The sequence below is a fragment of the Bythopirellula superficialaquae genome, assembly GCF_059632245.1.
The window spans coordinates 5,518,767-5,541,626 of the sequence record NZ_CP197426.1; the positions used below are offsets into that span (position 1 = coordinate 5,518,767).

The 22,860-nt window shown below is 55.8% G+C and carries 22 protein-coding genes; 11 read left to right on the plus strand and 11 right to left on the minus strand.

Going from position 1 to position 22,860, the window contains the following annotated elements:
• The first annotated feature begins 107 nt into the window (after window positions 1–107).
• Complete coding sequence (locus SH678x_RS22795) at window positions 108–1,124, plus strand: hypothetical protein (RefSeq protein WP_496920772.1); 1,017 nt, start codon at window positions 108–110, stop codon at window positions 1,122–1,124.
• Window positions 1,125–1,210: 86 nt separating this feature from the next.
• On the opposite strand, the gene SH678x_RS22800 is transcribed toward SH678x_RS22795, so the two are convergent.
• The 3 genes from SH678x_RS22800 to ribA form a co-directional block, all read right to left on the minus strand.
• The gene (locus SH678x_RS22800) at window positions 1,211–1,393 is read right to left on the minus strand and encodes a hypothetical protein (protein ID WP_496920773.1); all 183 of its coding nucleotides are present in this window, start codon (window positions 1,391–1,393) and stop codon (window positions 1,211–1,213) included.
• Window positions 1,394–1,463: 70 nt separating this feature from the next.
• A complete protein-coding gene (locus tag SH678x_RS22805) occupies window positions 1,464–1,799 on the minus strand; it encodes a hypothetical protein (RefSeq protein ID WP_496920774.1) in 336 nt (111 codons plus the stop codon).
• 106 nt (window positions 1,800–1,905) lie between these two features.
• A complete protein-coding gene (ribA, locus tag SH678x_RS22810; protein ID WP_496920775.1) occupies window positions 1,906–3,111 on the minus strand; it encodes a GTP cyclohydrolase II in 1,206 nt (401 codons plus the stop codon).
• A 217-nt stretch (window positions 3,112–3,328) separates the two neighbouring features.
• Here ribA and SH678x_RS22815 point away from each other — a divergent pair, with 217 nt between their 5' ends.
• The 9 genes from SH678x_RS22815 to SH678x_RS22855 all read left to right on the plus strand — a co-directional run bounded on the left by SH678x_RS22815 (window position 3,329) and on the right by SH678x_RS22855 (window position 13,943).
• Entirely contained in the window at window positions 3,329–4,207 is an 879-nt protein-coding gene (locus SH678x_RS22815; protein WP_496920776.1) for an alpha/beta hydrolase fold domain-containing protein, read from the plus strand.
• Window positions 4,204–5,082 (plus strand): hypothetical protein, encoded by an 879-nt coding sequence (locus SH678x_RS22820; RefSeq protein ID WP_496920777.1) that lies wholly within the window; start codon window positions 4,204–4,206, stop codon window positions 5,080–5,082. Before SH678x_RS22815 ends, SH678x_RS22820 begins: the two co-directional genes overlap by 4 nt.
• Window positions 5,083–5,305: 223 nt before the next feature.
• Window positions 5,306–5,773: a CBS domain-containing protein gene (locus SH678x_RS22825; protein ID WP_496920778.1), complete on the plus strand. Its 468-nt coding sequence runs from the start codon at window positions 5,306–5,308 to the stop codon at window positions 5,771–5,773.
• Between the two features lie 56 nt (window positions 5,774–5,829).
• On the plus strand, window positions 5,830–7,680 hold the full coding sequence (locus SH678x_RS22830; RefSeq protein ID WP_496920779.1) for a 2-oxoacid:acceptor oxidoreductase subunit alpha: 1,851 nt from the start codon (window positions 5,830–5,832) through the stop codon (window positions 7,678–7,680).
• Between the two features lie 78 nt (window positions 7,681–7,758).
• On the plus strand, window positions 7,759–8,784 hold the full coding sequence (locus tag SH678x_RS22835; RefSeq protein WP_496920780.1) for a 2-oxoacid:ferredoxin oxidoreductase subunit beta: 1,026 nt from the start codon (window positions 7,759–7,761) through the stop codon (window positions 8,782–8,784).
• Complete coding sequence (locus SH678x_RS22840; protein ID WP_496920781.1) at window positions 8,781–9,296, plus strand: CBS domain-containing protein; 516 nt, start codon at window positions 8,781–8,783, stop codon at window positions 9,294–9,296. The genes SH678x_RS22835 and SH678x_RS22840 overlap by 4 nt, the downstream gene beginning before the upstream one ends.
• A gap of 402 nt (window positions 9,297–9,698) precedes the next feature.
• On the plus strand, window positions 9,699–13,418 hold the full coding sequence (locus SH678x_RS22845; protein ID WP_496920782.1) for a proline dehydrogenase family protein: 3,720 nt from the start codon (window positions 9,699–9,701) through the stop codon (window positions 13,416–13,418).
• A 17-nt stretch (window positions 13,419–13,435) separates the two neighbouring features.
• A complete protein-coding gene (locus tag SH678x_RS22850) occupies window positions 13,436–13,693 on the plus strand; it encodes a DUF4160 domain-containing protein (protein WP_496920783.1) in 258 nt (85 codons plus the stop codon).
• Window positions 13,694–13,700: 7 nt separating this feature from the next.
• Complete coding sequence (locus SH678x_RS22855; protein WP_496920784.1) at window positions 13,701–13,943, plus strand: DUF2442 domain-containing protein; 243 nt, start codon at window positions 13,701–13,703, stop codon at window positions 13,941–13,943.
• A gap of 5 nt (window positions 13,944–13,948) precedes the next feature.
• On the opposite strand, the gene SH678x_RS22860 is transcribed toward SH678x_RS22855, so the two are convergent.
• From SH678x_RS22860 to SH678x_RS22885, 6 genes are all read right to left on the minus strand, one after another.
• Entirely contained in the window at window positions 13,949–15,001 is a 1,053-nt protein-coding gene (locus SH678x_RS22860; RefSeq protein WP_496920785.1) for an aldo/keto reductase, read from the minus strand.
• 186 nt (window positions 15,002–15,187) lie between these two features.
• Entirely contained in the window at window positions 15,188–15,574 is a 387-nt protein-coding gene (locus tag SH678x_RS22865) for a hypothetical protein (RefSeq protein WP_496920786.1), read from the minus strand.
• A gap of 164 nt (window positions 15,575–15,738) precedes the next feature.
• Window positions 15,739–17,055 (minus strand): hemolysin family protein, encoded by a 1,317-nt coding sequence (locus SH678x_RS22870; protein ID WP_496920787.1) that lies wholly within the window; start codon window positions 17,053–17,055, stop codon window positions 15,739–15,741.
• A 204-nt stretch (window positions 17,056–17,259) separates the two neighbouring features.
• Window positions 17,260–18,690 carry a high affinity choline transporter 1 gene (locus tag SH678x_RS22875; RefSeq protein ID WP_496920788.1) on the minus strand — a complete coding sequence of 477 codons (1,431 nt, stop codon included), beginning with the start codon at window positions 18,688–18,690 and terminating at the stop codon, window positions 17,260–17,262.
• A 70-nt stretch (window positions 18,691–18,760) separates the two neighbouring features.
• Window positions 18,761–19,087, minus strand: coding sequence for a DUF5615 family PIN-like protein (locus SH678x_RS22880; protein WP_496920789.1), 327 nt, complete (start codon window positions 19,085–19,087; stop codon window positions 18,761–18,763).
• Window positions 19,068–19,388: a DUF433 domain-containing protein gene (locus SH678x_RS22885; protein ID WP_496920790.1), complete on the minus strand. Its 321-nt coding sequence runs from the start codon at window positions 19,386–19,388 to the stop codon at window positions 19,068–19,070. Before SH678x_RS22885 ends, SH678x_RS22880 begins: the two co-directional genes overlap by 20 nt.
• Before the next feature lie 182 nt (window positions 19,389–19,570).
• Here SH678x_RS22885 and SH678x_RS22890 point away from each other — a divergent pair, with 182 nt between their 5' ends.
• The gene (locus SH678x_RS22890) at window positions 19,571–19,978 is read left to right on the plus strand and encodes a hypothetical protein (RefSeq protein WP_496920791.1); all 408 of its coding nucleotides are present in this window, start codon (window positions 19,571–19,573) and stop codon (window positions 19,976–19,978) included.
• A 20-nt stretch (window positions 19,979–19,998) separates the two neighbouring features.
• On the opposite strand, the gene SH678x_RS22895 is transcribed toward SH678x_RS22890, so the two are convergent.
• Entirely contained in the window at window positions 19,999–21,303 is a 1,305-nt protein-coding gene (locus tag SH678x_RS22895) for a pectate lyase (RefSeq protein WP_496920792.1), read from the minus strand.
• A 147-nt stretch (window positions 21,304–21,450) separates the two neighbouring features.
• Window positions 21,451–22,683: an LL-diaminopimelate aminotransferase gene (locus tag SH678x_RS22900; protein ID WP_496920793.1), complete on the minus strand. Its 1,233-nt coding sequence runs from the start codon at window positions 22,681–22,683 to the stop codon at window positions 21,451–21,453.
• Window positions 22,684–22,860 lie beyond the last annotated feature (177 nt).

Here is a 22,860-nt window from a genome sequence, read left to right on the forward strand (position 1 = left end):
CCTTTGACGGCACGATCTCAATCTGCCCCAACGGCAACGGGGCTACGTCTGTTCTCTCGTGCCCGCTCATCAAGGGGCATAACAACTCGTTAGAAGGAGAGAGGACCATGTCTTGCGCAAAGCGTACGTTGAGAATTGAATCATTGGAGCAGAAACAGCTCCTAGCTGGCGATGTGGCTGTGAATGTGCTGAACGGTGTGTTGACTCTAGAAGGCGACGAACTGGATAACCAAGTCGTGGTCAGTTCGGGAGAAGTTCCGGGGACTTTCGTGATTCGTGGACTGGAAGGCACACAGTTGCTCAGTGGTGATGCCGATCCAGTTACAGAAGTGGTTGTCGAAGGAGTCAGACATGGTTTGCGTGCTAGCCTTGGCGAAGGGAACGATCTTCTGCGAATCGTCAATTCCTCGATACGTGGGAATGTGGCGATCAACATGGGCACGGGCGATGACCGTGTCGCAATCGGCGTATTGCCCGAGATGTCCGAGTCTGATTTAGATGTAACGGAATCTCCTAACGTCAAGCTCGGAGCGAACTTGGCTATCAACCTTGGTGCCGGCAATGACATGGCTGTGATCCAGAGCACGGTCGCGCGAGGTGCTCTGCACATAGTCGCCGGTGAAGGTGACGATATCGTGAGACTTGGTCGGCCGGAAGAAACGACAGAAGAAGAAACCGCAAGCATTGTGGAAGGCGAAATGGACCGACCCGAATTCCACTTTCGTCGCGGCGTCCAAGTCCGACTGGGAGACGGCGATGATTCGTTTGCTGCCAACGGCCTGCATGTCAATGGACTGGGCGTAAATGTTAACGGCGGCCTCGGCACCGATAGCATACGAGTCGTGGAAACACATGCTCCAATCCTGAGTCTCGACGGCGGGCAAGGTGAGAGTAGCGATCGAGTAAGTATCCAAGACTCAGCGACTCGGCTGTTGTTTGTGGGTCTCGGAGGGGGCGACGATATGCTGTCGCTCGGTGGGGTGAAGGCGCAACTGGCACTACTTTACGGTGGTCCAGGCGAAGCTGATACACTCACTCTCTTAGGTGAGAATATGATTCGCCAGCGCCGCGTGACCGGCTTTGAGATTCGCAATCCGAGCGAAGAAGCCGCACCAGTAGCATAATGGAATACACCGGGGACGGGCTGAGTTGGTTCGTCCCCGGTATCTACAACTCAATTGCTGCTTCCTATTTGGCAAGCCTACTGCTTCTATTTACCTACAGAGCTGGGCACTTCGAGCGACGTGACGTTTTTCATGTCTTGGCCGCAGCACTTGAGTTCGACGCAGGACTTTTCGCATTCGCATTCTTTGGTGACCTGGACTTCAAACTCGCATTTTTCGCAGCGGAACATGTCGCCCGTGGCGGGGGAGTTGGGATCGGCGTGACTCATGGGGGTCTCCTAAATCTTGGACTTCCCGGACCGCATGGCGGACCGGCTATAGAAAATGTCTGTGCACTCGTCATGCCGAAGTCATGGCCGTGCGGAATTCATTTTCGGAGACTTGCAGGCCCTCGCGAACCATTTCAAAGGAAATCGCCGTTTCGGGCCAACCGAAGCAGGTGAGCAGGCGATCAAACTGATCTGATGGGCACCAGCCGTGAAGTTCCACGCGGTGAAGCTGCTGTGCGAAATCGAACAGATGACCATTCACGTGCCACTGCTGGCCATCGGTCGCACCGGACCAAATCCACGAGCCATCGGGCTCGAAGATCATTCGCTCCAGAGATTCCAACTGCGCCGCGGCTTGTTCCCAAGTGCAGTTGAAGCCGAAGAGGTTTAGGTGGAAGCGATACATTTTGAAAGTTAACCACAAAGGGCACTAAGAGCACAAAGAAGAATTTCAATTTCTTTAGAGTAAGACAATCAAACTTTGTGTCCTTCGTGTCTTCGTGGTAAATTTCTTACGGCAGTTGATGTCCCATCTTGTCGCGTTTGACGGCCAGATAGCCGGCGTTGTGTTCGTGGATCGGCGGGACGATCGGGACCTGGTCGATGACTTCCAAATTGAACCCGCCGTAGATAAAGGCGTCGGTCTTCTTGGGATTGTTGGTCAGCAAGCGAACCCGCGTGAGTCCCAAATCTTTGAGCAATTGAATCCCCACGCCGTAGTCGCGCGGGTCGGCTTTGAATCCCAACGCGATGTTGGCTTCGACCGTGTCGAGCCCTTCGTCTTGCAGTTTGTACGCTTTGATCTTTTCGACGATGCCAATTCCACGGCCTTCTTGCGGCAGGTAAACCAACACGCCACAACCTTCGCGGCTGATCATGTCGAGCGCCATGTGCAACTGGTCACCGCAATCGCAGCGCAGTGATTCGAGCAAGTCGCCCGTGAAACACGAGGAATGCAACCGCACGAGCGGGGCGGTGGACTTAGTCAGATCGCCCATCACATACACGAGCGGTTCCTGCGTTTCGTACTTCACACCATAGGCGATGATCGTGCCGTTGCCGTAGCGGGTGGGGAGCTTGGCTTCGGCTTGGCGGAAGACAAGCTTCTCGCGCACGCGGCGGTACGCGATCAACTGTTCGATGGAAATAATCGGCAGGTTGAAATCTTTGGCGAGCTCTAACAGCTGATCGCGGTTGGCCCGGTCGCCGCTCTCGTCAAGAATTTCGCACAACACACCCGCCGGCATCAGTCCGGCCATGCGAGCCAAGTCGACGGCCGCTTCGGTGTGTCCCGCGCGGCGGAGGACGCCGCCTTCTTTGGCCACGAGCGGAAACAAGTGCCCGGGGCGATTGAAATCCAGCGGAACGCTCTGCGGATCGCAAATTGCGAGGATGGTTTGAGCCCGTTCCGCGGCGGTGATGCCGGTCCGCGAGCTGCGGTGGTCGACCGGCACGGTGTAGTTGGTCCCCAACGGGGCCGTGTTCATCTCGACCATCGGGCTGAGTTTCAGCCGTTCGCTCACGTCGGGCAAAATCGGCATGCAAAGTTGGCCCCGGCCGTGCGTGATCATAAAATTCACGGTCTCGGTGGTGACCATTTCGGCCGCGCAGACGAAGTCGCCTTCGTTTTCGCGGTCTTCGGCATCGACAACGACGATGGTTTTGCCAGCGGCGATAGCGGCGACGGCATCTTCAATAGTGGAATATTGGCCGGACAATCGACACTCCGTAAGTAAGGGTGGCTTCCAGCCGCTCGTAATAAACAGCGGCTGGAAGCCACCGCTACGAACTTGCGGTTGGTAAGTTGTGTAGAGGATATTATAAGAGCCGCGGGAAGGGTCACCAACGGGCTGGTTTTGTGGCGTGAATGCACGGCAGCGGGACAGTTGGTCAACCGCATCGGGACGATGCGGCTATACAATGGGAGTTAGTGCCTTGAATAAAGTCATTCTGACAATGGGCTTGGTTTTGGTGCTGAGCACTTCGGTGCGCGGGGCTGAGGCTTTAACCGCAGTTGCTGGTGAATTCGACACAAAATACGGCGAAACCTATATCGAACGAGACACCGGCCCGTTGAAGGCGGATCTCTATATTCCCAAAAGTGCGGGACTCCACCCCGGCGTGCTCGTGGTTCACGGGGGTGCCTGGACGATGGGAACCCGGGCTCAGCTTTCGGGCGTGGCCCAAATGTTGGCGAAAAGTGGCTTCACGGCGGTGGCGATCAGCTATCGTCTGGCTCCACAGTCGAAATTCCCCGCGCAGATTGAAGACTGCAAAGCGGCGGTCCGCTGGATGCGCGAGCATGCGGCGGAGTTGAAGCTCGACCCCGAGCGAATCGGCGGGTTTGGCTACTCGGCGGGGGCCCAGTTGGTGGCCTTGTTGGGAACGACCGATGCCGAAGATGGCCTGGAAGGCGTGGAGAAACCGGCTGAACTTCCCAGCACGCGCTTGCAAGCCGTGGCCGGGGGCGGTGCACCGTGTGATTTTCGTGTGATGCCCTTGGACGAAAAGTTCCTGGGATTCTGGCTCGGCGGCTCGCGGCGGGAAGTCCCCGAGCAATACCGCTTGGCTTCGCCCGCGACGTTTATTTCTGAGGACGATCCACCGATGTTTTTCTTCCACGGCGAGCGCGACGAGCTCGTGCCGCTCTTTATTCCGCAAGGAATGTGTGATGCCATGAAAACCTGTGGCTGCAATGCGGAACTTTACATCGTGCCGATGATCGGCCATACGGCGGCGGCTTACGATCGCACGGCGGTGCAGAAATCGGTGGACTTTTTGGCTCACCATCTGAAATTACAGGCCACGCCATGAGCGAGCCCACTGCAGCACTGTCGCCGCTACCGCGAGAAGAGTACGTAGAACAGGCCCACTTTTTCTCGGTGCTGGCCGAACGGATGGCGGAGAACTCCCCGGCGCAGGAAATTTTAGAGGCTGTGCGCGAGGAAGTGCTTGCGACCACGAAACTTCCGATGGCGATTGATTTTCTGCTCTCCGAGCTACGGCATCAGGGAACATTCGCCCCGGGTATGCGGCAGCTTGCGCACTATTTCACGCCATTTCAGTGCTACGTGATGAGCGAAGCGGAGAATGACCGCAAGCGGTTCGATCTGCGGATCGGACTGTTAATCTTGGCCCGCGAAGCCCAATACCGCGCGGCCGAGCATGTCACACGACAAGGTTTGTTCGTTTATCAATTCGAGGCCCTCTGCCGAAACCGGTTGAATTACGATCAGGGGCTCGACGCGATGTCTCGCGATCCGTCGTATGACGCGACTTGGAGTGAATGGATTCTGACCGTCAGGCGGCAGATTGGTTTGGTCGAGCTGGCGGATCTCATCTATGTGCGCAGCGGATTCTACGTTTTGCAACAGGAACGGTTAGGTTCTGGCGGGGATTCGACCGCTGAGCAATCACCTCATGCGGTACTCTTTGGCGTTCAGGAAGGCCGAATTGCTTGGGCTAATCGGCGAAAAGACCCGCTTTTGCTGTTTGCGGCGTTGCATCGGCACTTGGATTATCCTGAAGTTCCACGCAGCGAACGTGTCGACCCCGAAGAACGACTTTTGCCGGTGCTGGCGCGGCGCTTGGAACAGGTCGAAGCGCGGCTGCGATTGTTGGAAGAAGAGCAACGCGGGGGGATCGATTTGACTCGCTTCTACAACGCGAATCAGAATAAGCCTTCGTAATCGTAACGAAGCCGTCAGGTGCTCTTAATCTGAGTAGTCCAGGAAATCGGCAGATTTGAGCCGTTTTTGCTGTTTTACACCCAGGCGCCGCATGGTAAAGTTCGTAGATACTTTTGCGAGGGAGCAAATCAATTCTAAGTGAACGGCTCGTCCTGGGCCGTTCAGTATCGGGGTCGAGACGACCTGGCTCGCCTTGCAATCATGTTCTGAGAAAGCACGACACGTGAGTTTTCATCTGAGCCTAAGCACCGAAACGGTGATGGCCGCCTACCCCGAAAAGCCGCTCATCGTTGCGCCGGATGCGACCGTGGGTGGAGTGCTCGAACTGATGCGCGCACAAAAGACCGGCAGCGTGCTGATCTGCGAAGGTGGCAAACTGGCTGGCATCTTTACCGACCGCGACGCGCTGCGTTGGATGGCCAATCAAGACGTCGCCGCCAACGAGCCCATCTCGAAACTGATGACCGCCAGTCCTACCACGCTTCCAGCGAATACGACCGTGGGTGAAACGATTCAGAAGATGTCGGACGGTCGCTATCGTCACCTGCCGATCATCGATGACAACAGTTGTCCCAGCGGCATGTCCACGGTTTATGGAATTGTCCACTATTTGGTGGACCACTTCCCACAAACGATTTACAACTTGTCGCCACAACCGGGGCAAGTACCCGCCGAGCGCGAAGGCGCCTAACATTCACTAATACTTCGCTTTCATAGCAAATCATCCAAAGGACCAGTTTGGCAATCATGGCCACAGCGACTCCCCCGAAACCCGTCTCGGAACTTGTTGAAGCAACCGTAAGATTTTGTGGCGACTCTGGCGACGGCATGCAGCTCGCCGGAACTCAATTCACCAATACGTCGGCGTTGTTGGGTAACGACGTCGCCACGTTCCCTGACTTCCCGGCCGAAATTCGCGCTCCGCGCGGTACGAAGGCCGGCGTCTCGGGCTTCCAGATCCACTTTTCCAGCACGCAAATCTACACGCCGGGTGACACGGTCGACGCCCTCGTGGCGATGAACCCCGCGGCACTCACCACCAACATCGGTGACTTGCGCGACGGCGGTATTTTGCTTGTGAATAAGGATGCCTTCGACGGCAAAGGCCTTGAGCAGGCCGGCTATGCCACCAACCCGCTCGAAGATGGCAGCCTGAGCAAATACAAGCTGCATTCGGTCGACATGACCCGCCTCACGCGGCTCGCGGTCGATGGCCTCGGTTTGAGCCAAAAAGAGGCCGACCGTTGCCGTAACTTCTTCGCGATGGGTTTGGTGTTCTGGTTGTACGACCGCTCGCTGGAACCGACTTTGCGTTTCATCGAGAGCAAGTTCGGTAAGCTCCCCGGCGTGGCTCAGGCGAACACCAACGCCTTGAAGGCAGGTTACAACTACGGCGAAACCGTCGAAGCGATCAACACGCAGTATCACGTCGGCCCCGCCAAACTGAAGCCGGGCAAGTATCGCAACATCGAAGGTAACGAAGCGATGGCTTGGGGCTTGCTAGCCGCAGCTCAGCTGTCGAATAAGCGGATGTTCTTGGGTGCTTATCCCATCACGCCCGCCAGCGATATTCTGCATTACCTGTCGAACTACAAAAACTACGACGTCCTGACCTTCCAGGCCGAAGACGAAATCGCGGCGATCACCGCCACGATCGGTGCCGCGTTCGCGGGAGACATGGCCGTCACCGCTTCGAGTGGACCGGGTATCGCACTCAAGGCCGAAGCGATGGGTCTGGCCGTGATGACCGAACTTCCGATGCTGATCATCAACGTGCAGCGCGGCGGTCCTTCGACGGGCCTCCCTACGAAGACGGAACAAGCCGACTTGCTCCAGGCACTTTACGGCCGCAACGGCGAATGCCCGATGCCGGTGATCGCGGCCCGCAGCCCTGGCGATTGTTTTTACGTGGCGCAAGAAGCCTGGCGAATCGCGACCCGCTTTATGCTCCCCGTGATGGTGCTCACCGACGGTTACATTGCCAACGGTAGCGAACCTTGGCGGATTCCAGCGATTTCGGAACTCCCCAAGATCGCCATCAAGCATCCCGATGGACTCACCAACGGCGATGAGTTTCTGCCCTATGAGCGCGACGAACGGTTGTCGCGGCCTTGGGCGATTCCCGGAACTCCAGGCTTGGAGCATCGCATCGGCGGTTTGGAAAAGGCGAATATCACGGGCAACGTGAGCTACGACCCCATCAACCACGAAAAGATGTGTCACCTGCGAGCACAAAAGGTGGCCAACGTGGCCGACGATATTCCGCTGCAGGAACTCGACGGTGCGGAAACGGGCGACTTGCTCGTGCTGAGCTGGGGTGGTCCTTACGGCGCTTGTGCAACGGCGGTCCACACGGCTCAAAAAGCCGGCAAGAAGGTGACTCACTGCCACCTGCGTTACATCAATCCGTTCCCCAAGAATCTGGAAACGATTCTGCGGAACTTCAAGCAAGTTTTGATTCCCGAACTGAACCTGGGTCAGCTCAGTATGATCATTCGGTCGAAATTCTTGATCGACGCGATCAGCCTGAACAAAATCCAAGGTAAGCCGTTTAGTGTCTCTGAAATTGTTACCAAGATTAACTCACTCGTCGCGTAAAACGCGCAATAACTTTGTCGCGTAAAACGCGCATCAACCAAGCCGCGTATAAAAACCGCGCATAAAAGCGATCCTCCCATGAGTATTGAATCCACGCTTCCGATATTGAAACCTGCCGACTTCGCTAGCGATCAGGATGTTCGTTGGTGTCCTGGCTGTGGCGACTATTCGATTCTCGCCCAAATGAAAAAGGTGCTGCCCACGTTGGGCGTGCCCCGCGAGAAGATCGTGTTCATCTCGGGCATCGGTTGTTCGAGCCGCTTTCCGTACTACATGAACACGTACGGGATGCACTCGATTCACGGTCGTGCCCCCGCGGTGGCGACGGGACTCAAGAGTTCCCGCCCCGACCTGCAAGTGTGGGTCATTACGGGCGACGGCGACGGGTTGTCCATCGGTGGCAATCACTTGATGCACGCCATCCGCCGCAACGTGGACCTCAACATCGTGTTGTTCAACAACCGGATCTACGGATTGACCAAGGGTCAATACTCGCCGACTTCGCCGTTGGGCAAGAAGACCAAAAGCACGCCGATGGGTGCGATTGATAATCCGCTCCATCCGCTGTCGATTGCCATTGGTTGCGAAGCGACTTTTGTCGCCCGCAGCATTGATACCAACATCAAACACTTGGGCGACGTGTTGAAGCGAGCCGCCGAGCATCGCGGCACGTCGTTCGTCGAAGTTTATCAAAACTGCAACGTGTTCAACGACGGTGCTTGGGAATATGCCAAGGACCGCGACACCAAAGAAGACACCACGCTGGAACTTGAGCATGGCAAGCCGCTGATCTTCGGCAAGGAACGCAAAAAGGGCATCCGCCTGCATGGCCTGGATCCCGAAGTCGTCGAACTGGGCAAAGGCATCAGCGAAGACGATCTGCTGTTCCACGATGAGAAAGCGACCGAGCCGAGCCTGGCTTATTTGCTCAGCCGGATGCGGTATGAAGATGGATTCCCCGAGCCGATTGGCGTGTTCCGCGCCGTCGACCTGCCGCGCTACGACCAGATGGCCAACGCGCAAATTGAACAGGCGATCAAGGACAAAGGGAAGGGCGATCTCGAAGCACTCTTTAATTCCGGCGACACTTGGACGGTTTCATGATTCCTTGCCCAGCTTGCGGTTTTGATAATTTGGAAGGTGCTGACCACTGCCATCAGTGTCAGCTGTCGCTCTCGGACTTGAGCCATCCTCATCCGCGCACGACGCTTGAGAAAGCGTTGATGAAAGACCGCATCGAGCTGCTGCAACCGCGCAAGCCGCTGGCCGTTTCGCCCGACGACAAAATCGGCGACGTGCTGAAAAAGATGGTCGCCGAAAAAATCGGCTGCGTGATGGTAATGGAAGGGGATGAGCTTGCCGGCATCTTCACCGAGTTCGACGCGCTGATGAAGGTCAACACAAGCATTAAATCGCTCGCCGACCGGCCGATCAGTTCCGTGATGACCACCAAGCCGGTGACTCTGAATATCGAAAACAAGATCGCCTACGCGCTGCATCAGATGCACGTCGGCGGTTACCGCCACTTGCCGATTCTCTCTGGCGGCACGCTCGTAGGTGTTTCTTCGATCCGCGACATTCTCAATTATCTCGCCCAACGGCTCGTCCCGGCGTGAGAATTATTGAACGTGCTCACCGACCCATTGTTGGTTTGAGTTTTTGATATATCCCGAAGGGATTCTATCATTCAGCCTAGGGTTGCGAGCCTGCGAGCTACCCTAGGATGGGTAACCGACTCCTCGGCTACCCCGCAGGGGTTGGATCAATCCCAAACGTATCGCTCATCGAATTCAATTTCGTATTTACTCAACAAACGACGATATTCGTCCAGGTAGGCCGCTCTAAATACGTCTATAACCCAGGGTAGTCGCTGGAAGCGACCAACCCTGGGCTGAATGATAGAATCCCTGCGGGATAGAAATTTGATAAATAGATTGCTATGGCGATCACTGGCAAACTCTCTGCCTCTAGGATATTCGCTGATACAAGCGATGAAATATTGACGAGGAACTAAGTCAATGAGTCTTAATAGCTTAACCGCCGCGGAAGTTGCTTCGGGCGTTGCCCAGCGGCTGGCTGATTTTTTGCCGGACGCAAACTCTTCGGTCTCCATCGAGGTACAGCAGGCGATTCATCTGGCGCGGCAATTGCAAACTCGCGCCAATGAGTTGCAAACCCCCGCCGAGCGACGACAACAAGGGGAATTGGATCGCATGATCCAGTCGCCGCACGACAAGGCGACTCTCACGCAGCTCACCGATCAGGCGTTTCGCTCGCAGTTGCCGCATCGAGCGGCGGACCAATTCATTCATATTCTCGACGTGCAGGGTGTGCCTCGCTTCTTCAGCACGTTCGACCGCACGCTGCTCAAAGGGTTTCAATCGTTCGGTTCGTATCTGCCTGGCGTGGCGATGCCCTTCGTCAAGGAAAAGATGCAGCAGGAAACGGCGAACGTCATTCTGCCCGCTGAGGAAGAGTTGCTCAAAGATCATCTAGAGCAGCGCCGCGAAGCGGGGTTGCGGATGAATGTCAATTTTCTAGGCGAAGCCCTGCTGGGCGAACAAGAAGCCGAGCGACGGCTGGAGAATTATCTCGAAGCTCTGCAACGACCCGAGATCGAAGTCTTGTCAGTCAAAATTTCGACGATCTATTCGCAGATTTCCGCGCTCGCCCGCGAACACACGGTCGAAATTCTTTGCGATCGGCTGGAGCTGCTGTTCCGCGCTGCGATGAAGCATGAATTCGTGCGGCACGACGGCACGCGGGTTAAGAAGTTTGTTTACCTCGATATGGAAGAGTATCGCGATATGTCGCTCACTGCGGAAGCGTTCATGCGCACGCTCGATCGGCCGGAGCTCACGAAATGCCAGGCGGGTATCGCGCTGCAGGCGTATATTCCCGACTCATTTCTCCAGCAGCAAAAAATTACCGCGTGGGCGCGCAAGCGAGTCGCAGCAGGTGGCGCACCGGCGACCATTCGCATCGTGAAGGGGGCCAACATGGAAATGGAATGCGTCGAGGCCAGTTTGCGCGGTTGGCCACAGGCTCCGTTTCACGAGAAGATCGAAACCGACGCCAACTATCATCGGATGCTCAAATTTGGCATGCAGGAGGAGAATCTCAACGCCGTGCGGCTAGGGATCGCTTCGCACAATTTGTTCACGCTCGCTTATGGACTGGTGCTCGCCACACATGCGCAGGCTCACGACCGCGTGCAGTTTGAGATGCTTGAAGGGATGGCCAATCACCAACGGCGGGCCCTCGTGGAACTTTCCAAGAACATGCTGCTGTATGCCCCCGCCTGCAAGCAGGAAGATTTTATTAACGCGATTGGTTATCTCGTGCGTCGGCTCGACGAGAACGCCGGCGACGAAAATTTTCTCCGCCATGCGTTTCGGCTTACGGTCGATAGCGATGATTGGCGAAAGCTGGAACAGGGATTTGGAGAATCGTTTGAGAAGATTCCGTCTTTATCGAGTAAACCAAGGCGAACGCAGGATCGGGCAGAATTGCGGAATTCGGATTGCGGATTGCGAAATGAATTCACAAACGAGCCGGATACGGATTGGTCGCTGACGCAGAATGGCCAGTGGGCCGACGGGATTCTTGAACGCTGGCGCTCGCGATGCGACGCACAAGCGGCGACCGTGCCGCTTGTGATCGCGGGAGAAGAGATTGCCAGCAAGCGTGAGCAACGCGATTCACAAGATCCTTCACGGCCCGGCATGGTTGTGGCCCGCTATCACCAAGCGAATGAGGTCGACATCGAACAAGCGGTCACCTGCGCCAAGAACGATCCGGCGGGTTGGCGAAAACTTTCGCCGCGAGAACGCACGGAAAACCTCTTTCGCGTGGCCAATGAGATCGCCGCACGACGCGGTGACTTGATGGGAGCAATGTTGGCCGAGGGGGGAAAGTTGCTCACGGAAAGTGATCCCGAAGTTTCCGAAGCAATCGATTTTTGTCGGTTCTATGCTCAATCAGCGGAAGAGTTCCACAATCTCGACAATCTCAATGCTCGGGGCAGGGGAGTTGTGGTGGTGGTTTCGCCGTGGAATTTTCCATTTGCGATTCCCTGCGGCGGCATCGCGGCGGCGCTGGCGGCGGGGAACACGGTGATTTTCAAACCGGCGAGCGACACCGTGCTGATCGCTTACGAGTTGTGCCGGTGCTTTTGGGAGGCCGGCGTTCCGAAAACGGCTTTGCAGTTCGCGCCATGCAGTGGCGGCAGCGTCGGACAGCAACTTGTCACGCACGAAGCAGTCGATGGTGTAATTCTCACCGGTGGCACGGAGACTGCGCTGCGGATGCTGGCCGCGAAACCGACGCTGAAACTCTTTGCCGAAACCGGCGGAAAGAACGCGACCATCGTTACGGCGCTTGCCGATCGGGATCTCGCCATCAAGAACATCCTGCACTCGGCCTTCAGCCACAGCGGGCAAAAATGCTCGGCCACGTCGCTCTTGATTTTGGAAAGCGAAGTGTATCACGATGCTAAGTTTCGTGAATCGCTCGTCGATGCGGTGGAAAGTTTGCGGGTGGGAAGTGCCTGGGATCTGGCAACTAAAGTTGGGCCATTAATTCGCCCGCCCAGTGGCGATCTCGAACGCGGGCTGAAGGAACTCGAAGCCGGTGAATCGTGGGCCGTGAGGCCTCATTTGCACGTGCAGGAGAATCTCCATCTGGTCAGCCCCGGCGTGAAATGGGGTGTCACAAATAACAGCTACACGCATTGCACGGAATTTTTCGGCCCGCTGCTGGCCGTGATGGAAGCGCGTAACCTACACCACGCGATTGATTTGGTGAACGCGACGGGATATGGACTCACTTCGGGACTGGAAAGTCTCGACGACCGCGAACATCAATTGTGGCAGGAAGGAATTCGCGCGGGGAATCTTTATATCAATCGGCCCACGACGGGAGCGATTGTACTGCGGCAGCCGTTCGGCGGAATGGGTAAGAGCGCGATCGGGCCCGGCATCAAAGCGGGTGGGCCAAATTATGTCGCGCAGTTTATGAAGTTTGAAGAACCATCGACTTCCGTGGGCGGCTATCAAAATGTCGCAGCCGAGGACGGAAGTCCACGGGCTCCCACAGATCTCGGCGACACGGGCCTCGATGATTTCTGTGAGGCGTTACGCATGACTGCAGCGCGGGGTGGTATCGATGCCGAGGATGCGGAACAAATCGTAACGGCGGCGCAGAGTTACGAACATTGGATGGGCCAAGAATTCTCGCTGTCGCACGATCACTTCAAGCTGTTGGGCGAAGACAATTTTCGCCGGTATCTGCCGATCAAGACCGTGCATGTCCGCGTGCATGCCGATGACACGCCGTTTGAAATTTTCGCGCGGGCGTTGGCCGCACACACGGCTGGTTGCCGCACAGTGGTAAGCTCGTCGCCGGAGTTGGATGCGCCGGTCGTGCAGCTATTGGACGTGCTCACCGACAGCTGGGCGGGTGCGATTGAGTTCGTCGAGCAGTCGGATATTGAATTAGCTCAACTCCTGCGCGAAGGGCAAATCGGACGATTACGCTACGCCAGCCCCGACCGTGTGCCGTTTGAACTGCGCACCGCCGCGGCGGCCAGTGGCGAATACATCGCCGATGAACCCGTCTCCCGACATGGCCGCGTGGAATTGCTCTGGTATTTCCATGAGCAAAGTCTCACGCATGTTTATCATCGGTATGGGAATTTGGGGGCGCGAGTGAATGAGATAAGGACATTTACACTCTAGTAGAATAAGGTACGAACATGCCAGAAATATCTCGCTTCTTGGGGATTGTGATCCGCATGTACTATCGCGATCATGATCCCGCTCACTTTCACGCGGAGTATGGCGAACACGAGATCACCGTGGAAATTGAAAGCGGAGTTGTGGAAGGGAAGTTCCCGCGACGGGCGTTGACTGCCGTGCTAGAATGGTTTGAAGCTCACACTGAAGAATTGAGCGAGAACTGGCAGCTCTTGAAGAGCCAACAACCTCTCAAAAAAATTGATCCCTTGGAGTAACTCAATAATGCTTCACGTCATTCGCGCCGAATACACCAGCGACTATCGCGCTCATCTATGGTTTAACGACGGTACGGATGGCGAAGTCGATTTAGCTAGCTCATTCGAGGGACCGGTTTTCGAGCCGCTCCAGAATGTGGCGTATTTCAAAACATTCAAGATCGAAGGGCATACCTTATCCTGGGAAAATGGAGCTGACTTTGCCCCTGAGTACTTGTATGAGTTGATGCAATCCGCCACGCCAGCGTAAATTGCTTACCACTCAATCGCCCTCCGCACATCCCACGGCGCAAACTCTTCGCCGCCGGCGATGTTGCCGAACGTGGTTTCCATCCATTCGCGGGGATAACCGTAGAAAAACGGCACCGCGTTGGTGAGTCGATCGCGTAGCTCCGCAGGCAAGTCCCAATCTCCCGTGGGGAGCCATTCGGTGACTTGTTCAGCCCGTTTGGCTCCGACGATCACAGCCGACACGCGGCGATCTCCCAACAACCACGCCATGGCAACTTGGGCCGCGCTGACGCCCGTTTCTTTCGCGACGGCCACGACTTCGTCGATGATGCGAAAGCTTTCGTCGTTCCAATAACGGGGCAGATCGATGTTCGCCCGCTGACCGACGCGGGAATCCTTGGGTGGACCGGATTTTTGATCATACTTGCCGGCGAGCAGGCCCCCCGCGATGGCGCTCCAGCAGAGCATGCCCATCCCTTGATCGGCACAGGCGGGGAGAATTTCGCGCTCGATATCTCTACGCAATAAATTGTAAAGATGCTGGCCGCTGATGAGTTTGGTAAGCCCAAGCTCCTTGGCCACGGCATTGGCTTTCACCATTTGCCAACCGTAAAAGTTGCTGCAACCAAGGTAACGGACTTTGCCGGCTTTTACCAAATCGTCGAGCGCTCGCAAGGTTTCTTCAAGCGGCGTGAACGGATCGGGGCCATGCAACTGATAGAGATCGATGTAATCGGTTCCCAAACGGCGCAAGCTGGCTTCGGCGGCGGAGATGATGTGCTTGCGCGAAAGCCCCTTGCCGTTGGGCGTGTCGCGCATGCGGAACCAACACTTCGTGGCGATCACCAGATCGTCGCGGTTATGATTTCGGAGCGCCTTGCCGACAAACTCCTCGGATACGCCCTTGGAATACATGTCGGCCGTATCGAGGAAATTGCCGCCCCCTGCGATGAAGCGGTTCGTGATGTCGATCGAAGTGGCTTCGTCACAGCCCCAACCTTCCATGCCGAAGGTCATCGTGCCCAAGCAAATTCGCGAAACCAACAAGCCGGAATCGCCTAGATAGCGGTATTTCATCGTGTAGCTCCCAGAGAATGTGAGGCTACGATGATAACATAACTGGATTAATTTTCAGGGAGGCCGGAATAGGCCACAGATGAACGCAGATCGGGCGGATGATCGCGGATCCAAATTTTTTTACTTGCGTGGTCCGTGTAAATCAGCCAAATCCGTGTTCCTCTGCGTTCTATGTTTTGCTTGACACTACAAACGCTTGAGGCCATCAGCGGTCTTTTTTTTACACAGCTTCCAGGCCGTTTTAGCGTAGTCGCTATTCAGACGGGCGAGACGAACTTTGCGCACGTCGAGCGTTTGACGCTCGCCGTTGGGTTGCTTGACCAAGACGAACGGCAAGCAGACAGAAACCACCTTCAGCGGCACGCCCCCCGTCTCAGGCAAATAGCAGAGCCGCACCAACTCCTCGCGGCGCTCGAGCTTCGAGTCGCAACCCCAGAAGAACGACGGCAAATCATAAAACACGTGCAGCGGTGAAACGAATTCGCCGGCGCGGATTTCCTCCGGCGCGAGCGGTTTGGCTAGCGTGCTGGCCGTCGTGTTGACTGGCTCATCAGTTTGGGAAGAAATTGCCATGGAAGACAAGACAGTCGACCGCGGGCAAGGTTCGGGGAGAAAGATTGATAGAACACGGACAAACGCGGATTTGGCGGATGAGCGCGGATCGAATTCTGTACAAGAAGAACAAGACTATAATCCGCGAATATCCGTTTGATCTGCGTTCCTCCGCGTTTTATTCGTCATTCGTCACTGCGGCTGACTTGGGCTTCTTGTACTTTCTTGCGGCGGACTTTGCGCACAACCACGCGCCACGCGCCGTGCTCCAAGGTTTCACCACCGGTGACTTCATGGCCGAGATGGCCGATGACCCATTCGCTCAGCGTGTTGGCCCCGCGGGGGGGAAGGTCGTCAACAAGGTTCATGCCCGTCGCGACTTTCAAGCGTTCCAGCGGCACGCCGCCACCCACGACCCACGCATGGCCCGAAGACACAACATGTGCGGGCAAGCGGTCGTACTCATCTTCGATCTCACCAACGAGCTCTTCCAGGATATCTTCAAGTGACACCATGCCGATGATTTTTTCCTGATCATTCCGCACGACCGCGATGTGAGTATGCTCACGCATCAAGCGTTCCAAGCATTCGGCAATCGGCTGGTTTTCGCGAAAACTGGGGAGCCGCCGCACGATCGAACGGAGCGAAGGGTCTTTGGGATTCATCCGCAACGTGGCGATGATGTCCTTCACGTTAACATAACCGACCACCGTTTGCAGGTCACCCAGCGTTTCGACGACGGGAAAGCGCGTGTGCATATCAAGATGCGCGGTGACCAAACTGTCGCCCAGCGTGGCATTGATGCTAAGCATCCGAATATGCTCGGCGGGGAGCATGATATCGCGCACGGGTCGCGATTGCATTTCGGTCGCACCGTGGATGATCCCTTCTTCACGATGGCCGATCAATCGCGAGGCACGAGCGAGGGCCGCTGTCGCGCGAATTTCGTGCAACTCGGCGGTTTCTGGTTTTGCACCACCCTCCTTGCGCAAACCTTCGCCCCACGACATGATGCCCATCACCACCGTTTCAAACATCCAGACCGCCGGCCAGACGCTGAAGGCAAACCATCGCATGAAGGGCGAGAGCCGCAGCGTAACCCACTCGGCATTGCGCAGCGCGAATATTTTTGGAATCAGTTCGCCGAATATGATGGTGAACACCGTGAGAGGCAACACGACGCAGATCAGCGCGAGAAACTCGGCCAGTCTTGGTGAGAAATCAAATTTCGCTTCCAAGATGGGAGCCAGATTTTCGTCGGCCCCCGCACCACCGACCGCCGCGGCAATGGCACCGACGAGCGTGATGCCGAGTTGCACCACGGCGAGGCTCGCCTCCATGTTCTCTTTCATGTAGAGAGCGACTTTGGCCCCCGCGCGATTCTCGGTGGCGAGCCGCTGCAGACGAGCGACGGTGATCGAAGCCAGGGCGATTTCGTAACCCGCGAAGATACAATTCACGCCGATCATGGTGAGCATGACGGCGATTTCCAAACCCCACATTCAATCAGCCTCGGGAGACAACGATTCTCACGGCAATGCGCCCTAGTTGAGCCATCCAATCTACGGAAAAAGCGACGGATTGGACAGACATTTATCAATAGAACGCAGATGAACACGGATTGGGCCGATGGACGCAGATAGATAGTGGTTTGAAAATCCAGAAACTTATCCGCGTAGATCGGTCAAATCTGTGTCATCCGCGTTCTATTCTTCTTGAATAATGAACGACTCCTTGGATTGGATCAGCGACCCCACAACCATCCCCACAATCGCCATGAAGAGCCCGGCGAGTTGTTGCGGGAAATGCTCGCCTAGTGGCGTGGCCATGAACAGAATCCAGGTCCCCACACCCGAGGCGATCGACAGAATGGCGCCGGCGTTGGTTGAGCGTTTCCAGTACAACCCCGCGACGAGCGGGACAAACGCGCCGACGACCGGCAGTTGATACGTGGTCGAGACCAGATCGTAAACCGAAGTTCCTTCCATGATCAGGGCGTATATGAGAACCAACGCGGTGAAGACAAGTACCGTGTAGCGCATGAGGCGCAGCTCATGGCGGTCGCTCATCCCCGGCCAGAAGTGCTTCAAGATGTTTTGCACGAACACCGTTGAAGGAGCGAGGATCGTCGCCGAGGCGGTCGACATGATCGCCGACAGCAGCGCGCCGAAAAACATGATCTTCGCGAACTCAGGCATGTGGTTGACGACGAGCTTCGGCAGGACTTTTTGCGATTCGGTGTCGCTGCCCATCAGTTCGGCTGTTTCCTCGGGCATGATGATCAGACTGCTCGTCACAATGAACATCGGTACGAGGGCAAATAGGAGGTAGCCGGTCCCGCCGATGATCGGTCCCGCGACGGCCACGCGCTGGCTCTTAGCTGACATGATGCGCTGGAAGATATCTTGCTGGGGGATCGAGCCAAACATGATCGTAATCCCCGCGCCGATGAAGAACATGATGTCTTTGAAGTTCGCATCGGGAAAGAAGCGCAAGAGATCACGCTCGGAGGCGAGTTCAAAGACTTTGGCTGGTCCACCCGCCATGTCGCCCGCGATGAAGGCGATGCCGGTGAGCCCCAGCACGATCACAATCATCTGGAAAAAATCGGTGATCGCGACCGACCACATGCCGCCGTAAACGGTATAGAGCAGAACAATGGCCGTGCCGATGAAGGCTCCTTGGCGTGTGCTAATTTCGTCGTGGGTCAGCACGGCAAACACAAATCCGAGGGCCGTGATTTGCGCGGCGACCCAACCGAGATACGAAAAGATATCGACCACCGAGCAGAAGAGCTCGACCTTCTTGCCGTACCGTTCACGATAGAAATCGTTGATCGTGAGGAGCGACATGGGATAGAGCTTGTGGGCAAAGAAAAGCCCCACCAGGATCAAGCACATCGCCGCGCCCCAGGGATCTTCGACGGTCGACGACATGCCGCCATGCAAAAATTTGGCGGGAATGCCGAGCACGGTTTCTGCAGCAAACCACGTGGCGAACGTCGTGGCAATGATGACCGACAACGGCAACGACCGCCCCGCGACGGCGTAGTCCTCGGTGTTTTTCACCCGCCGCGCAACCCAGAGCCCGACGGCAATTGAGGCGAGGAGGTAGAGGATGACGAAGGTAAGGAGCATGGTAGCGCAACGCTTCAAGAACCATTGATCAATGTCGATAGATTATCAACAGAAGTGCATGGAAAACAGCTCAAAAGAATTCGAGTTGACCACGCATGTCTTGCGGTTCGAGGCAATCGCTGAGAAAGTGCAAATACCGGACAATCTCGCCAATAGAATGCGACCCATGTCGTGAATAAACGATTCCTGCGTGATGATCTCCGGTCGTGTGACGACGCAAGAAATCTTGATCTTGGGTGAAAATAACACGACTGTCTGCTAAAGCGAACGCAATATGCTCGGCATCGGTCGCCGCAATGAGTTGAGCATCACTTGTCGTTGTCACATCAAGTCCACGCAATCGCAGCCCATGAGCAATCGCGTGATCAACATTCTCATCAAGATGAAACCGTATCACTGCCATTTTCCTGCGCGGACAGCTTGAGATTCAGTGGGCTACGATTGTTGGCCTTTAGTTGCTCCACGAATTCATCGGCTTCCTTCATTTGCTGGTCAATGGCCGATTGGTTATCCCAATAGTAAGCCATGGCCGCATGAACATCTGCCAGAGAGAGGTGAGGAAAAGCTGCCACAATCTCGTCGGGCGATTTTCCTTGCCGCTCGTGTAGGACGTAAATATCCCAAACCCGAATCCCGGTCCCAACAATGCAGGGCTTGCCCGACGAAGGATCAATATGGATATGTTGCTGCAATAACATGACTTTTCTCCTACTGGAATCATACCATGCGGATGCTTGCGAAACCAACCGCGTCATTTACGCAAATCCAACGTGTTTCTTCGTCGTCACAATTACTGCTTCTGCTGTTGCGGCAGATTGTCAAAATGCGAGAATAGAACCGAGTCGAGCTGTGTTATCTTCCATTGTCTTGGATGCGCAATATGCCGACAAAAACACCTGCTAACTATCTGCTCGCCATTCTCGGTGGCGTCATCGGCGGAGCCGTCGGTTACTTCATTTTCTTTTATGCCGTTAAGCAGAGCCTGTATCCCATGGTGCTGCCCGGGGCGCTTGTGGGGCTTGGCTGTGGCGCGATGTCGGGGATGAAATCGAAGACACTGGGTGTCATCGCCGGGTTGAGTGCGCTGCTCTTGGGCATCGTCATTGAATGGCAGTTCGCGCCGTTCGATAAGGACGGGAGCTTTGCATTTTTTATCGCCAATCTTGGCAATCTGCGAACAATGACGCTCGTGTTGATTGCCATCGGCGCGCTGTTGGGTTTCGCGTTTGGTATGGGACGCGAAGGGGGCGTGTGGCTACGTCGAACGAGGCAATCGCAAAACGAATAGCGCCACCGACGGACGCGGCTTTATGGCGAGCTTGGCACCGTGGCGTTGAGAAACTCTTCGAGATTGGGATAGCCATCGCCGTCGGGATCGCCCAGATGGTCGTCCTTTTGGGGATTCAAACCATGCTCTTTTTCCCAAGCGTCGGGCATGCCGTCGTTGTCGGAATCCTTGGCAGGAGCAGCCGAGTGGTAAGGGGGCCAACCACCCACGTCCGCCTGTGAGTTGATTATTCCCACCGTGCCGGTGCGAACTTGTTTCACGACGCGGGCATCGACGGCATCGCGCTTTGGTAAGGTCGCACCCGCGGATTCGAGCACGGCTTCATAAGCAGTTTCGGCGGGTTGCGTTTCCACGGTTGCCACTTCAAACGGTTCCCTGCGTTTGTTCCGTGGCTGCACACTTCTGACGAGTTGCCAGAAATCGTCGTTCTTCGCGCCGGCATCTTCTTGGAAGTTGCCTTGCTGATACATTTCGGTTGTATCACCGCCGACTTTAAACGCCGGACCATTGAGCTTGCGGAGGTAGTTGCCGACGTAATTCATCCGCACGGGATCTTCGGCCGAATAGCCGTTGCCGTCATAGATGACGTTGTTGCGAAAATCGAACAACAAGCTGCCATCGCCATAAGTGCCCGGACGGGGGCAGCGAGTGCGATGATGGGCATAAAGATTGTGATGAAAGCTGACGTCGCCGTTGGTGCGGATCAACGATCCAAAGCCATGGTCCCCTTTGTGATGGGCTCCCTTGTTGAGCGATTCGGAAATGATGCACCACTGGACCGTGACATCTGTGATTCCTTCGCCCGACACGGTGCAGGTTTCATCAGTCGACCAACTGGCCGAGCAATGGTCGAGAATCACATTCCGCGAGGGGGCACTAATCGTGACGGCATCGGGCTCAAACGATTTGCCTTTTTCGCGCAGAGCTGCCGCGGGTTCATCGCCGGGACGAAAACGCAAATGACGAACCACAACGTCGTTCGCGCGAACCGTGAAGTTGTAATTCTTGAGGCAGATTCCGTCGCCGGGGGCCGATTGTCCCGCGATCGTGCAATAGGGTCGGCGGCATTCCAACGGCTTTTCGAGTTCGATAATGCCCGCGACTTTGAACAGAATGTAGCGAGGTCCGCGAGTCTCCAAGGCCGCGCGGAAACTCCCGGGGCCAGAGTCGTTCAGATTCTCAACGAAAATGACTTCGCCACCGCGGCCACCTTGCGCGTTAGCGCCGAAGCCTTCGGCACCGGGGAAGGCAAGGGTCGATTGTTCATCAGCAAGTGTCGACAAACCTGCGAATAGCATGAAGGCAAGGGTCAGCAAAAATCTCATGAATCACCCTTGAGCGGAAAAGATAAGATTGAAAGAAAAACTAGAAGCAGCTTACGGTCGCGCGTCACGCTCTGATAAGGCTTTTTCGCCATTTTTGATTGGATATATCTTCGATTCATCAAAGTAAATGAGAGAGGTCGGCACGACTCAAAACACAGGCTTAATGTTCTTCAGCCGGGCTTCTGTTTCCGCCATGAGAACGTCTTCAGCGGCCTCGTCGGCAGCTTCGTAGGTGATGCTGAACCGCAAGAACGCGCCGGCGTCGTCCCAAGGCACGGTGCAGATCGATTGTTCTTTGATCAGGTACTGGCTCGCCGATTCCGCAGTGTCAAAAGAAGGCCCACCATCCAAACCTTTGGGCGATGGTGTGTAAAGAAAATATGTTCCTCCCGGCATGCTGCACTTGAAACCGCAGCGCTGGAGCGTGGCCACCAGTTTTTCCATCCGTCGTTTGTACTTGGCGTGAATCCGCGCGGGGATCGATGGATCGTCCAATGCGGCCGCGGCGGCTTTTTGAATGGCGATGAATTGGCCGGAGTCGCAATTGTCTTTTACGTCGGCAAAGGCGCGGACGATGCGCTCGTTGCCGCACACCCAGCCGAGCCGCCAGCCGATCATGTCGAAGCCCTTGGACATCGAATGGACTTCGACGCCCACGTCCTTAGCCCCAGGCACGGCGAGGAAGCTGTTGGGCTCTTGATCGAAGGAGAGCAGGGCATGCGCGGCGTCTTGTACCACCACGATGTAATTCTCTTTCGCGAAACGGATGACCGATTCGTAAAACTCTCGGGTCGCCGTTCTACCCGTAGGGCTATTGGGATAGCACAGCACCAACAACTTCGCGCGCTTCTTGATGTCGGCTGGAATCCCCGCGAGGTCGGGCAAGAAATTGTTCTCGGCCAGCAGCGGCAATTTATGAACTTCGCCGCCGTAGTAAGCCGTGTGTGTGCCAGCGACCGGATAGCCGGGCACGGTCATGAGCGTCACATCGCCCGGATTGATAAACACGGCCGGCAAGATCGCTAGCGCCGTCTTCGAGCCAATGCAGTGATTGATCTCAGTGGCGGCATCAAGCGTCACGCCATATTGACGTTGCATGAAACGTGCGACGGCTTCTTTGTATTCCCCGATGCCGTTGTCGGCGTAGCCACGATTCTCGGGCTTGCCGATTTCCTCGGCCATCGTGTGCAGCACCACTTCGTCGGCCACGCCATCGTTCTCGCCAATGCCGAAGTCGAGTAGCTTGCGCTCAGGGTGCTCGGCAAGGGCTTGGCGTTTGGCGCGTTTGATTTTCTCGAACTTATAGATCGCGGTGCCTTTACCATATTGGGCACCACCAATGCGGTCGGCAAACAGAGTTTGGAAATAGGGATCGGACATGTCGCGTACTCTATAGTGAAGCCGAGTGGCTGATAGCAAAACCATCAACATACCTAAACATATTGACTGAAACAAGTTGTAGTAAAATCGCCTATTTACGAGAGATGCCGAGGCGAAAATTAGTACAAAATAGCCAATCTGTTCTTTGCGGCTGGAGATAACGAAAATATATTGCTT